The sequence below is a fragment of the Psychrobacter sp. ANT_H59 genome, assembly GCF_008369225.1.
In the GTDB taxonomy this organism is placed as follows: Bacteria; Pseudomonadota; Gammaproteobacteria; order Pseudomonadales; family Moraxellaceae; genus Psychrobacter; species Psychrobacter cryohalolentis.
In genome coordinates this window covers 51,972-66,857 of record NZ_VOBE01000002.1, presented here as the reverse complement: position 1 = coordinate 66,857, position 14,886 = coordinate 51,972, and the positions used below count along the sequence as shown (strand labels likewise).

Below are 14,886 nucleotides of genomic sequence, written 5' to 3'. Positions count from 1 at the left end.
AATACTACTTATCTGGTTAATGGCAAAAGTTTATCCAGCGGTGCTTACTGCTACTGCATTTTTTTAAGACGAAACGAGCATTTTATATGGCGAACGATATCAAACACCTGCGTAACATTGCAATTATTGCCCACGTTGATCACGGTAAAACAACTTTGGTTGATAAGCTATTACATCAGTCTGGTACTTTTGGCGACCGTGCAAATATTGCTGAGCGTGCAATGGATTCAGGTGATATTGAGCAAGAACGTGGTATTACTATTTTGGCGAAAAATACAGCCATTCGTTGGACAGATAACACTGACAGTACTGAATATCGTATTAATATTGTGGATACCCCTGGTCACGCCGATTTCGGTGGTGAAGTTGAACGTGTAATGTCTATGGTTGACTGCGTACTTCTAGTGGTTGATGCTGTTGATGGTCCAATGCCACAAACTCGTTTCGTAACGCAAAAAGCGTTCGAGCAAGGTCTAAAGCCTATTGTTGTCATCAACAAAATTGACCGTCCTGGTTCACGTCCTGATTGGGTAATGGATCAAATTTTTGATTTGTTCGATAACCTAGGTGCGACTGATGAGCAGCTTGATTTCCCAGTTGTTTATGCGTCAGCATTGAATGGTATTGCAGGTTTGGAAGCTGATGATTTAGCTGATGACATGACGCCACTGTTCAAAACTATCGTTGATGTTGTACAGGCTCCACAGGTTGATGCAGATGCACCATTCCGTATGCAAATCTCAAGTCTTGACTACAATAGTTTCGTTGGTGTTATCGGTATTGGTCGTATTCAGCGTGGTAAAGTAAAAACCAATACACAAGTAACTGTCATTGATAAAAATGGCAATACCCGTAATGGCCGTATTTTGAAAATTATGGGCTATCATGGTCTTGACCGTATTGATGTTGAAGATGCACAAGCTGGTGACATCGTTTGTATTACTGGTATTGATTCGCTTAATATCTCAGATACGATTTGTGATCCTAGTGCTGTCGAAGCATTACCAGCATTAACGGTTGATGAACCTACCGTTTCTATGAACTTCCAAGTAAATAACTCACCTTTTGCTGGTCGTGATGGTAAGTTTGTGACCTCACGTAATATTCGTGAGCGTCTTGAGCGTGAATTGATTCATAACGTAGCATTACGTGTCGAAGATACAGAATCTCCTGATAAATTTAAAGTATCAGGTCGTGGTGAGCTGCATTTATCTGTATTGATCGAAAACATGCGCCGTGAAGGTTTTGAGATGGGCGTTTCGGGTCCAGAAGTTATCGTCAAAGAAGTGGATGGTAAGCTACAAGAGCCGTATGAAAATGTTGTCTTCGATATCGAAGATGCGCATCAAGGTCCTATCATGGAACAGGTTGGCTTGCGTAAAGGCGAGATGACCAATATGGAGCTTGATGGTAAAGGTCGTATGCGTATCGAAGCGACAATGCCTGCCCGTGGTTTGATTGGTTTCCGCTCTGAGTTCTTAACCCTGACTTCAGGTACAGGTATTATGACTTCAAGCTTTTCACATTATGGTCCACAGAAAGTTGGTGAAGTTGGTGCTCGCTCAAACGGTGTCTTGGTTTCTATGGCGAAAGGTGTTTGCTTAGGTTTTGCTTTATTTAACCTACAAAAACGCGGTAAATTATTTGCTGAGCCACAGCTTGAAGTTTACGAAGGTATGATTATTGGTCTTAACTCACGTAATGATGACATGGCAGTGAACCCGACGACTGGTAAGCAGTTAACCAACGTTCGTGCTAGTGGTACTGATGAAGCATTGACACTGACTCCAGCGGTTAAGTTTACGCTTGAGCAAGCACTTGAATTCATCCAAGATGATGAATTGGTAGAAGTAACGCCAAAAGCGATACGTATTCGTAAACGCTACTTGACTGAAAGTGAGCGTAAACGTTATGGTCGTAAGAAAGGTGCGTAATATTGAACAATAAATAGTGGTTATCCATTATTTGGTTCCGCATTAAAGATATGTAGTGAGCAGCATAGAATAGTTGGTATACCACTATTCTATGCTGCTTTTTTTTGTGTTGCATTTTACATAGAATAAAAAGACAATAGTCGGATATCACTTACTAAAAAAACGAGTAATCTTACGGTTATTATTAAAATCCCAAGTTGGATGCATCATTTATACGCTTATCTTATGGTCAATAAGATTTTTGAGGAGATAAATCATGAGTATGGTATCTGAGTTTAAAGAATTTGCTTTAAAAGGTAATGTGATGGATCTGGCCGTCGGTGTGATCATCGGTGGAGCATTCGCTACGATCACAAAGTCTTTAGTAGAAGACGTGATCATGCCCATTGTTGCTTTTATCGTCGGCGGCGAAATTAATTTCAAGAATATGTTTTTGATATTGGGCGATGCGCCAGAAGGTGTGGCACGAACCAATGATGCCCTCAAAGCTGCTGGCATTCCTGTATTGGCTTACGGTAGCTTCATTACCGTACTGATTAACTTTCTAATCTTGGCGTTTATTATTTTTATGATGGTAAAAATGGTCAACAGATTGCGCCGTGCAGATGAGGTAGAAGAAGCAATAGAAGAGCCGTCAGAAGAAGTGCAATTGCTTCGTGAAATTAGCGTTAAGCTTGGCAATATTAATAAGTAAATACATTTTACTGATCGTCAGATTAAAAAATAAAAAAGGCTAACGTCATGTTAGCCTCTTTTTATTGGATTTTTTATAACTACTTAATGGTAGTTATGTTTAGGGTCTAACGACAACATAGTCATTGGTATTAATAATAATTTCTGATGGTTGATCAACGACGATACGCACAACGTTATTATCAACGATTTGCGATTTGTAATAGTTGTCTTCAGCAACCGTACAGCCTAAACAGCGACTCATGGCGTTCCATGGTTCAACAAAGAGCTTCTGCTGTGCTTGGTCAGCATTACCGCCAATCAAAGAGAAGGGCAAACTGACGATGTAAGCGGCTGTACCTGCGACAGCTGCTATCAACTGTAATGGCTTGCCGACAACGGTATCTACAGCCATAGTCTCATAAGAGGGACCAAAATCTGTTTCATCAATTTCTATCGCTGCCAAAGCAGGTTGCATACTTGCAAAAGCTAAGCTGGCACTTATCAATACAGTTAATAGCTTATACTTTGCGGTGCATTTGGTGTTAGCTTGAGCAGTCATAATGATATCCTAAAACTCATAAATAGAATGATAAATGGCTGTTGCTATTTCTCCACAGAAATAGAGATATCGCGGCAACGAGAAATAGCCTATATATTACAGGTAAATAAATGATTTGCATTATTTATGTAAGTGCAAGCACTATTAAAGCAATATGTGGATCAATAAGCAACAAAAATGCGCAGCATATAAGGATATGTTTATTAATTGCTCTATTTTAATGACCAGTAGTTAAAGAGCGGCGAACTGGTCTATTTAAGTGAATATTGGATAAAAAATTAATATTGGAAAATTCAGATCTAATTAATTGGCTGACAAACAGGGCAGTAGATACTGGCACGTCCATTGAGCTTGATATTCTCTAAAACTGAATCACAGTGTGGACAAGTTTCACCTTGTCTACCATAGACGTTCAAAGCTTGTTGGAAATAGCCTGTTTGACCATCAGCAACCGTAAAGTCACGTAGTGTTGAACCACCTAGCTTGATAGCTTTCTGTAAAATCGTTTTGATATGGGCGACTAAAATTACTATTTGGTCATATGATATCTTATTCGCTGGAGTAGCAGGATGGATGCCCGAGAGGTACAAGCTTTCAGTGGCATAAATATTACCAACGCCGACCACAGCTTGCTGCTCCATAATGACTGACTTGATGGCTCGTTTGATAGACTGTTTTTTAATCGATTTGCTGTTTTGAGTCTGGATGGATGGTTCGCTACGTTGGATGAGATAATACAAATAGTCTGCCGTAAAATCATCTGATAGTGGCTCGGGTCCTAAATGGTTTAGTAGTTTATCCCCGTAATCCTCAAGCCATAAGATAGAGCCAAAGCGTCTGGGGTCATAATAATGTAGCTGAGTTTGACTATCGTCAGCGCCGATAAAACTCATAACCAAATGGTCATGTTTGCGCTTATCGCTTGCATGACTGTGTTGTTGCAAGCTACCTGACATACCAAGATGAACCAGAAGCTGTCTCGGCTGTAAATTCCTAGGTTGAACAGAAGATGAAATGCCATTATCAACTAACGGTATAAAATTGAGGATTAAATACTTTGCCCGTCGCTCAACGCTGTCCAATGTATAATCAATCAAATCTGCTAAATTATCAGGCATCGACCAACGCAGCTTGGGTTGAAAGACTTGTACGTTGGTGACTTTTTGTCCTAATAAAGGCGTCAGGCTGGTTTTTGTCGTTTCTACTTCTGGTAACTCAGGCATAGTATTTTATAAAATCTCTATTAAGAATTAAAGGTATTATCAGGCAACAGCGCGGCGAGCATGTAAGATACCGTGCTGCTGTTCAAGCTTAGCAAGTAACTTGGATAAATGTGCCAGCCCCGACACTTCAATATGAAACTTTAAAAATGCAATATTATCATCATTGCTCAGGGTTTGAACTTGACGAATATTGACGTTTTCTTTATCAATAATTTGGGTTAAATCGCGTAATAAACCACGCCTATCATAGGCTTCTATATGAATATCAACTGGCTGATAGCGACCAGATTTAATTTTCCAAGCTGCCTTGATTTCGCGTTCAGGATCACGTTCAATCAGGCGCAGATATTCAGGGCAACCGCGATTGTGGACACTGACACCACGCGATAAAGTAATGTAGCCCGCGATAGGCTCACCGTGCACAGGGTGACAGCAGCCTGCCAAGCCAACTTCAATGTTATCCAAGCCATCGATTTGGATTTTGTAAGCATCAAGCTTACCCGAATCTCTTTTATCGATAATAGGAGTAAAATCTTCTTCAGATCTTTCAGGCTCTAAATGCAGCTGACGAGAGATATGACTGGTAAGCTGATTTAGACCAATTTCACCCGTCACCAAACCAACCACAATATCGTCGGTATTGTTGACATTAAAATGTTGCGTATAATCGTTTAAATCGATGCTATTCGGATGCACCGATAGACGTTCAAGCTCTTTACTGAGCATCTGACGCCCGATTTCGATATTCTTATCACGATCTTGTTTGTTAAACCATTGACGCAGTTTTGAGCGGGCACGATTGGTATGAATATAGCCTAGTGAAGCCACTAGCCAGTCACGATTGGGCTCACGTGAAGATTTGGTGATAATCTCAACTTGCTCACCCGTTTTGAGCTGATAAGTTAATGGTACATAACGTTGATTGACACGCGCTGCTTGGGCGCGGTTACCGACCTGTGTATGAACATAATAGGCGAAATCCAGCACAGTCGCGCCTTTTGGCAACTCCGTAATATCGCCATCACGACTAAATATGTAAATACGTTCGAGTTCATCAAAATCAACCAATTGCTCTTCGTCATCATATTCAACTTCCTCTAATTCATCACCGGTTGATAAAGATGAGCGCGGCTGATTATTGATAGACAGCAGTTGACGTAAAGAACTGATTCGCTGATTAAGGTAATTGTCCTTTTTGTTTTTGAGCCCTTCTTTGTAGTTGACATGGGCACACATGCCAAGCTCAGCTTCAAAATGCATCTCTTGAGTACGAATCTGTACTTCAAGCGATTTGTTTTCAGCGATGACCGCAGTATGGAGTGAGCGATAACCGTTAGATTTTGGATTGGTAATATAATCGTCAAATTGCTCAGGAATATAACGCCATAACCCGTGTACCAATCCTAGCACGTGGTAACAGTCTGAAGGAGTGGTGACCAATACTCGCAGCGCACGGATATCGTAAAGCTGATCAAAAGACAATCCTTTAAGCTTCATTTTTCGATAAATAGAATAAATGTGCTTCACGCGTCCTGAAACTTCGCCCTCAATACCAGATTCTGCTAAAGACTCGTTCAGTCTATCTTGTACGCGCTGGATATAAGACTCACGCTCGCTACGCTTTTCTGATAATAGTTTGGCAATTTCTTTATAACGATCAGGGGCAAGGTAGCGAAAGGCTAAATCTTCAAGCTCCCATTTCAGCTGGGCAATACCCAAGCGATGTGCCAATGGCGCATAAATAGTCATGACTTCACGCGCCACGCGAGCTTGCCGAACTTCATTGGAAAAGGTCAGCTCGCGCATAGCAAAAGTGCGTTCAGCAAGTTTAATCAGTACTACTCGGACATCGTTTGTCACTGAGATCAGCATGCTATAAATATTTGATAATTGATCCCGCTGATTATTTACGAAGTGATCCTCTAAGCGCTTATTGCTTTCGATAATCTCAGACAGTTGTCCCATCGCTAAGGTATCTTTAACCAAGGTTGAGATATCGGTGCCAAACTTTTTTTCGATTTCACTAAGACTAATAATCGATTTGCGCGCACTGCGATAGAGCATGGCAGCGACAAGGGCATCTTCATCTTGATAAAGGTAAGTTAAGATATCAGTCATGCCGATACCAGTCACGTAAGCGCCCGAACGCTCCGATTCACTGGTATTCATGTGATTACGGACGAATACACAGGCAGCGCTAAGATTGGGTACTGAATCTTGCCCAATACGCTTTGCAACATTATCAAGCCAAGTAGGTACATCAATATTGATTTGATTTAAATCTAACGCTTCAAGCTCTTGCTGTGAAAACGCCTCGGATTCATCAAGGATTTTATCCCTTAAATAGTCATTTTCAAGATTTGAGTCATGACTGTAGTAGGCGTAATTAACAGAGCGATCAAAGGTAGTATGGAGTTTATGAGTGGCAAGTTGATACTTGATATCTAGTGGGATTTGAGCATAGCTATTGGCAGACTGGTGCGAGCGTTGACTCGCGACCAGTTGCGCTGCCAAAGTTGCACTGTCGGCTTGCGTGGTTTGTCCATCTACCAGCGGTAATCCTTCACGAATTTTTACCATTGCCCACTCCTCTTAGCTATTTTGACTTGATAATAACGCCATCTACAATGCTAGAGCTAAACATGAGCTTGCTATCGATAAATGGTCAGTTATAAATCAATACAGCCGCTAAAAAATCCATTTTTTAGCAGCTATAAAATCAATTATAGGGATCTTGCATAGAATTATGAGCGCTTAGACTCACTATGTTTTATAAATAATAAAAACAGTGACTATTATTATCGCATGTTGCGATGACAAATCAAGCAAGGCTCTGTAATGATAGCGTTAGCCGCATATGCGAGTAACGCAGATATCATTCTTAAATTGCAGCTATTAACGCCTCTAAAAATCATAGGTTAATACCATACTCTGCCATTACATACAGTTTAAGCAGATATTTTTTCAAAGCGCGCGATGGACTCAACGTGACCAGTATGACAAAACATATCCATGACGCCAGCGTGAGTCAAACGATAACCTTGTTCGAGCAATGCTTTGGTATCGCGAGCAAGTGTAGCAGGGTTACAGGAGACATAGACAATCCGCTCGGCGTTAAACTTAGGCAAATATTGCATAATCTCCCACGCGCCAGAACGCGGTGGATCGATAAGCAGCGCATCAAACCCTTGGTTAGCCCACGGTTTGTCTGTACAGTCATGCGTCAAATCTTGGCTATAAAACTCAGTATTATTAATGCCATTACGGCGCGCGTTATCAGCGGCGCGTGCAGTCATAGCTTCACTGCCTTCAACACCAACGACCGAGCCGGTTTCACCAACCAAGCGCGCGAGAGGCAAGCTAAAATTGCCTAAACCGCTAAATAAATCTAGAACGCGTTCACCTGCTTTTAAATCAAGCAAGTCACAAGCAAGCTTGGTCATTTGACGATTCACCGACAGATTAACTTGGGTAAAATCGGTAGGGATAAATTCAAACGTCAAATCATACTCTGGTAATTGATAATACAAACGTCCAAACTGTTCGCTTAAATCATCTGTATCTTTCAAGGCGATACGTTGAATGCTATCCGCCCCCTTTGATTGTAGATATAGCTGCCAATTACGTGCTGCAAAAAATACTTTTAGCTTATCAATATCGCCATCTGATAACGGTTCAAGATTACGCACAATTAGCGCGACTGGCTGATCGCCATCAGGCAGCTCTGGTAAATGCTCGCCCATAGCCAACTCAAGCTGAGCAATCTTGTCACGGCTATCTAAAGTACTAATAAGGGTTTTTAAGTTTTCAATCTCAAAGCCAATACGCGGATCTAATATATGACATTCATTTAACTCTGCTAAGAAATTACTTGAACGCTCGCGAAAGCCGACCAAAGCAGTTTCTTTTTTGACCACATAACGTACGCCCAGTCGGGCTTTGGTACGATAACCAAGGCGATCACCGACTACCGGCTCAAGCCAGTGATCAGGTGCCACATTGGCTTGATGGACCAACATCTCAGCAAGGACAGATTGCTTAAATGTAATTTGTGCATCTGGCTGCCAATGCTGCAAATTACAGCCACCGCAAACACCAAAATGCGGGCAGGGTGGTACCACGCGTTCAGGATTTGGATTGGCAGTGATTCTAACGGCATCACCTTCTTCAAAGCTCGTGCGGCTATTGGTAATTTTGACCAACGCACTTTCACCTGGCAGGGCAAAGCTGACAAAGATTTTTTTGCCATGCTTGTCAGTGATATGACCGTCAGCTTCACCAAATCCATTACCATATACGGCAACGCCGCGACCATCATGCGATAAGCCATCGATAGTAAAGGGGAGTGGCTCAGCATCTTTTAGACGACGACGCGTCTTTGATGATGGCTTGGATTTTTTCTTATTAGGCGGAATCGTAATCGTTTGCGTCTCATTTGCCTGTTCGGTTACATCTACGTTGGTAAGCGTCTTTGAATCGGTGGGTTGCATAAACCTGCCTATAAAATGAAGGTGTTAAAAATAATAGCAATTTTAACATATAAAGCTGCCAAGGTATTAGGCGCTCACAAAGTAAAAAAGCGGTGATTATAAAACTATAATCACCGCTTACATGTATCGTTCATCAATATATCAACTGGCTAAAATTGCTAGCTGATAAGCCAGTCATTCAAAAATGCCTGATGACGTGGCGTGCCATCTACTTGGGTAAATTTGGTTAAATAATCGCGGCTTTGCTGCTGCCAAACGGTAAAATCTGGCAAGGATAGCTGACCGGTCAAACGCAGCCAACGCAGGTATATTAACCAAGTATTCATCACATCAGACTCACAATATATTGACAGCGTTTGCCAGTCATTATTGCTGACAAGCTCGCCGACCATACTGCCATCAACATCTGTTTTACCGGGCAAGCCATATAAGCTAGCAACGACATCCATTGCTTCACGGCGACTGGCACCGTATTGGCTAAATCGATCCATTAAGTCAATATGGCGCGTATGGAAGCGATTGACATAGTTGTCAAAACGCATGTTTTTGATACGTTCACCTTCTTCAAATAACCAAGGCGCTGCCAAGTCATATTGCATGGCACGATAAATAAGCACAGGCATGTCAAAACCTGAACCATTCCAGCTGATCAGTTTAGGCAGTTTTGCAATATCATTAAAGGCGCGAAAAAACTTGGCAAGAATCTCTTCTTCGCTAAATTTGTCTGCAGTGAGGGAAAATAATGAAAAAGTACCATCTTTAATATATAGAGCAGAGATACAGACAATGCGCTGTAATGGCAAACGCATGAAATCATGCCCGACTTCTTGTATACGAATGGCAGTTAACGCACTGAGTGTATCTGCATCGTTGAGCTTAGCCAATTGCGGATAGATACGGCGGCCAGCATCGGTATCTGCAACCGTTTCAATATCAAAGACCAAAATAGGGTCAGACGAAAAAGCTTGTGACATAGAGGTTTCTACCTGATCATTGTCTTACTACACTGCATTAAACGCACTGACCGCATCAACGGCATTGTCAGCGATTTATAAATTATCTTAGTTTACATTATCTAAGCTATCATCAACATTATATAAGCCGGTCGATAAATAACGATCACCACGGTCACAGACGATAAAGGCAATGACGGCATCAGGATTTGCCTTAGCAACTTGTGTGGCTGCCCATGCTGCTGCACCTGATGAGACGCCCGCAAAAATCCCTTCGGTTTTAGCAAGCTTACGCATATAAACCTCAGCGACGCGCTGATCGATATCCATAATCTCATCGACTAATTCGGCATCAAAAATCCCTGGCATATAAGCGGCAGGCCAGCGGCGGATACCAGCGATAGCTGCATCCTCATCAGGCTGTAAACCGATGATTTGTATATCAGGGTTTTGCTCTTTTAAATATTGTGCCACGCCGGTAATGGTGCCTGTGGTACCCATAGAGCTGATAAAATGGGTAATTTTACCGTCTGTTTGCGCCCACAGCTCAGGACCTGTAGTCAGATAATGCGCCTGTTTATTATCAGGGTTATTAAACTGATCTAAGACAATACCTTTACCGTCCGTTTGCATTTGTAATGCCATGTCGCGCGCGGCTTCTATCCCTTCTTCTACCTCAATCAGCGTCGCACCATAAGCCGTCATGGCGTCTTTACGTTCTTGGGTTGAGTTGCTTGGCATAAACAAGGTAATCGGATAGCCACGCATCGCCGCTACCATGGCTAATGCAATACCAGTATTGCCACTGGTTGCCTCAATCAACATGTCACCTGGCTTAATATCACCGCGTAGCTCCGCTTGATAAATCATATTAAAAGCAGGGCGGTCTTTGACAGAACCAGCAGGATTATTACCTTCAAGCTTGGCAAGCATAATAGCACCATTGTCAATCTGCTCTTGTTCAGGTAAGCGCTGCAATTTGACTAACGGCGTTTGACCGACGCAATCAGCAAGGTCAGTAATTTGAGTAATGAAATTGGCGTTTGACTGAGCTGTAGCGGACATAAAGTATCCTTAATAGTATCTATTTTTAAAGTAGTTTAACGCTATAGTAAAGTGCTATATATTTGGCAATACTTTGAGGTAACGGCAGCGTTTTTATTATTTGATAAGATTATGGTATTAAAGTGTTAAATAACCATGTTTTTATAAATGCGTCAATAATAAGTCAATACATCGTGACTGTCAGGTATTTATTATGGAAAATAAAAATTTGCGACATTGTATCATCTTGTTTTTGATGGCGCTTAACGCAGATAGCTTTATCGATGATTGTCTAACAGCGGCTAATGGAATCCTGTTAAGATAATCATAAGCTATATAGTCGTTAATAGATGATACCTAAGCGGTCAGTAAAAGCATTGTAAAATGCCAGTAACAAAAACAGTAGTGGAGATGGTGCCCAGTATGGCTTACAAAAAACGTTTTGATACCAGTAGTGCCTATGGTCAGCTGGTCATATTGGTATTTTTGCCCATCTGTTTACTCGCAGCAGTGGGCGGTATCTTGGTGTTTTATGAAACCATGCGTGCCAGTAATTCAGAGCAAGCAGTGTTGGCTGAGGCGGTGCTTATCCGCTATTCACCTACGATTGCAGAGATAATACCTGAGCTGTTAGAGCAAGATGCTGCCAAGATACAGACTTCAGAAAATAATAATGAAAACGCTGATGACAATAATAATAAAGTCTCGCAAGCTGCGATTGCAAAGTTAGAAGGCATCCAAGATAAACTCAGGCGTATGCGGGCAGAGCAACATGTTCAGCGTATCGCTATTGTCAATCAGAGCAACGACATACTTGCGACAGTTGGCTATGGTACGGAAGAGGCGTGGCCTGCAATCGATCCATCAGAGCGTTTTTTAGCGCAAAAATCCACTCCTATCGGTACCGCTTACGGCAGTATATTAGGTGAGTTTGAGGGTCAGACACTGTGGTTATTAGTCGATATGGATAGTGAGCCGCTTTATATTGCGCGCTATCGTATCGCTATGGCATTGGTGATTACCGGTTTGTTTACGTTATTAATTCTACTACTAAGTTTAAACATTTATTCAAAACGTTGGATTGCGCCGATTTATGAGCTGCGGCTGCAATTACAGCGTACTCACGTCGATAATCTTTATCAGCCTATCCCTGTTGAATCGAATGGTGAGCTAAATCTATTACAACAAGACTTGGTGAGAACATTACGTCGTTTGTATGTCAGTTTTCAAGAGCTGAAAGAGCATGCGGAGCAGACCGAAGATGATTTGCGTCTGGCTTTTGATGAGATGGAGATGCAAAACATCTCTATTCGTAATGCGCGTGATGCGGCAATTTCTACCAGCCAAGCCAAATCAGCGTTTTTAGCCAATATCAGTCATGAGCTGCGTACGCCGCTCAATAGTATTGATGGTTTTATTAATTTGCTCGCGCGTCACGGTGAGCTCAATCCTGAACAAGATTTGTATGTACAAACCATCCGTAAATCGTCTGCGCACTTATTGGCATTGGTCAATGATGTGCTTGATTTCTCTAAAATCGAAGCGGGCAAGTTGGTACTAGATCGCCATGAGTTTGATCTTTATGACACTATCTATGATGTGGTCGATATGCTGTCGCCGGTGTCTGCAGAAAAAGGTCTGCGCATGGCGGTACTGTTTTACAACGATGTGCCAATGCGTATCAATGGTGATGCGCTGCGCCTCAAACAAGTACTAACCAATATTGTTGGTAATGCGATTAAATTTACTGATAGCGGTGACGTGGTGGTGCGCGTCAGTTTAGATGACTATCAAGACAATTATTTGATGATTAGCGTGCAAGACAGTGGTAAAGGCATCTCGCTGTCTGATCAAAAAATGCTCTTTCAAAGCTTTAGTCAAGGAGACCCATCCATCACGCGTCAGTATGGTGGTACAGGACTGGGACTGGTCATCTCTAAACAATTAACACGGCTGATGGGCGGCGATATTGGTTTTTATGACAATATGCAAGAGAATATTTCCAATCAAGGCGCAACTTTTTGGTTTCGTATGCCCGCACATGTTGATGTGGTAGAGGCAGCGACAGGACAAACCATTGAGCTGCCCGTATTGGCACCATTGGCAAGTGCAACCGATGAATTTAATGTCCTTATTTGGATTAACCATACCGCGTCTATACAAGTACTGAAAGCTAGTTTGCATCATTTGCCTATTAAGCTAACCCAAGCCAATTCTTTGCCAGGTTTGCTTGAATCGTTAAAAGAGCGTGGTAATTATTGGGACTGGGTCATCGTTGATGATGATACCCAAGACGATATGATGGCGCTGCTTAAGCAAATCCGTCTACATTATCAAGGTAAACTGGCCGTCTTTGGTTATCAAGTTGCCGCCGATCAAGCACTACTCAATCGTTACCATGCCAATATTTTGTATGAACCATTAGACAAGAGACAGTTGTATGCCATGCTAGATACGCAAAAGCGTAGTGTACCTACTGGTATGGCAGAACCACGTTGGAAAGGCGTTACCGTATTGGCAGTTGACGATCATTTGCCAAACTTACTGGTGCTTGATGCGCTGCTGAGCGAGCTTGGTATTCATGTTATTACGGCCAGTAACGGATTTGATGCGATAGAGCTAATCAGTAAACAACAAGCGAAAAATATCAAAGCTACCAAAACTGAAAAACAAAGCCTGTCGAAAAAAACTCAAATCTCAAAAGCGGTCACGCGAGATGATGTCAGTAAATCAGCGGTTAGCACGTTACATATCGAAGACGTAACGATAGAAGAAAAGGGTAACGCACAACCTAAAGATAGGATCGATCTTATCTTTATGGATATTCAAATGCCACGTATGTCAGGGCATGAGGCGGCGCGACAAATCCGTAAGATTGAAGCAGCAGATAGTCATATTCCCATTATTGCACTGACTGCACATGGGCTGGCAGACGAGCGGGATAAATTAGTCGCTAGTGGTATCAATGATTATGTCGGTAAGCCTATTAGCCAGCCGCAGCTGCTACAAGTATTACAAAAATGGCTTGGGCGTAATGCGTCGTCATCACCATTAACGGCAGAAAATGATGAGTATCCACAAGGTCTTGGCATAGCAGGTGACTTACAAGTATTAGACTCAAAAACCATTGACGCTCAAAATTCTGATGTACCAAATATGATGCTGCAACCTTCCTCATCTGCGCCTAAAAATGCAGCGCCGCCTACCTATCAAATGATTCGAAGCGAGCAGGTTCAGAGTTATAAACCTACCAAGATGAGCAATGAGAAAAGAGTGAAGCGACCTCTGTCACTGAAAAAAATCCGTGATGACTACCTGCGTGACAGTCAACCACGTGAAGACTATCGACGTGAAAATCTGCGCGAAACGCAGCCACGCTATGAAAACCTGCGTTTTCAAGAACAAGGGCAGGCGGCATTTGGTACGCGTTCTATTCAAACACTCGATGATAATAAAGATGAACTATCAGTCAGTACTGTGTATCTGCAAAACGACAATAACTTAAATGCTTCTGTATTTAATACCTTAGATATTCTAGATTGGCAAGATGCATTGACGCGATCAGCCAATAAGCCAGATCTTGCTGCAAAGCTAATCATTATGATGCTTGATACCATTAATGAGGAAAAACAAGCATTGACGCAAGCGTGGGAGGCACACAATCGCAGTATGCTCGCGCAAATCGCTCATCGGATATTGGGCGGCAGTCGTTATACGGGCGTGCCACAACTGCGCCAAGCCAGCCAAGATTTAGAAGATAAGTGTTTATTAAATATCCAGCATACCACGCCTGCACAGTTTGCAATGTTAGAGCCTTATTATAAGGCTTTATTAACTGCTTTGAATAATTTGCAAACGCTGGATTTGTCTGCTTATCCGCAGCTTAATTACCATCGTCTAAGTGAAAACGATATGACTTGGAAAATGATTTAAGGAAAAGTTTTATGATACTAAGAGCTAACGATATCGTGGCAGTCAGTTATTGATAAGGTAGGAGATAGGCAAGGC

General features: G+C 42.1%; 9 protein-coding genes. 3 read left to right on the top strand and 6 right to left on the bottom strand.

Annotation, left to right across the window (positions count from 1 at the left end):
- The first annotated feature begins 86 nt into the window (after positions 1-86).
- Complete coding sequence (typA, locus tag FQ083_RS03365; RefSeq protein WP_149408835.1) at positions 87-1,934, top strand: translational GTPase TypA; 1,848 nt, start codon at positions 87-89, stop codon at positions 1,932-1,934.
- Positions 1,935-2,190: 256 nt separating this feature from the next.
- Complete coding sequence (gene mscL, locus FQ083_RS03360) at positions 2,191-2,628, top strand: large conductance mechanosensitive channel protein MscL (RefSeq protein ID WP_149408834.1); 438 nt, start codon at positions 2,191-2,193, stop codon at positions 2,626-2,628.
- Positions 2,629-2,727: 99 nt separating this feature from the next.
- Here mscL and FQ083_RS03355 read toward each other — a convergent pair whose 3' ends face one another.
- The 6 genes from FQ083_RS03355 to cysM all read right to left on the bottom strand — a co-directional run bounded on the left by FQ083_RS03355 (position 2,728) and on the right by cysM (position 10,899).
- Positions 2,728-3,168 (bottom strand): hypothetical protein, encoded by a 441-nt coding sequence (locus tag FQ083_RS03355; protein WP_020442721.1) that lies wholly within the window; start codon positions 3,166-3,168, stop codon positions 2,728-2,730.
- A 299-nt stretch (positions 3,169-3,467) separates the two neighbouring features.
- Positions 3,468-4,391, bottom strand: a complete 924-nt coding sequence (gene mutM, locus FQ083_RS03350; RefSeq protein WP_149408833.1) for a bifunctional DNA-formamidopyrimidine glycosylase/DNA-(apurinic or apyrimidinic site) lyase — start codon at positions 4,389-4,391, stop codon at positions 3,468-3,470.
- Between the two features lie 39 nt (positions 4,392-4,430).
- Positions 4,431-6,971, bottom strand: coding sequence for a RelA/SpoT family protein (locus FQ083_RS03345; RefSeq protein WP_149408832.1), 2,541 nt, complete (start codon positions 6,969-6,971; stop codon positions 4,431-4,433).
- 368 nt (positions 6,972-7,339) lie between these two features.
- On the bottom strand, positions 7,340-8,881 hold the full coding sequence (rlmD, locus tag FQ083_RS03340; RefSeq protein ID WP_149408831.1) for a 23S rRNA (uracil(1939)-C(5))-methyltransferase RlmD: 1,542 nt from the start codon (positions 8,879-8,881) through the stop codon (positions 7,340-7,342).
- A 158-nt stretch (positions 8,882-9,039) separates the two neighbouring features.
- Complete coding sequence (locus FQ083_RS03335) at positions 9,040-9,855, bottom strand: 3'-5' exonuclease (RefSeq protein WP_149408830.1); 816 nt, start codon at positions 9,853-9,855, stop codon at positions 9,040-9,042.
- 87 nt (positions 9,856-9,942) lie between these two features.
- The gene (cysM, locus tag FQ083_RS03330) at positions 9,943-10,899 is read right to left on the bottom strand and encodes a cysteine synthase CysM (RefSeq protein ID WP_149408829.1); all 957 of its coding nucleotides are present in this window, start codon (positions 10,897-10,899) and stop codon (positions 9,943-9,945) included.
- Between the two features lie 402 nt (positions 10,900-11,301).
- On the opposite strand from cysM, the gene FQ083_RS03325 reads away from it, so the two are divergent.
- Positions 11,302-14,811 carry an ATP-binding protein gene (locus FQ083_RS03325; protein WP_149408828.1) on the top strand — a complete coding sequence of 1,170 codons (3,510 nt, stop codon included), beginning with the start codon at positions 11,302-11,304 and terminating at the stop codon, positions 14,809-14,811.
- Positions 14,812-14,886: the final 75 nt, after the last annotated feature.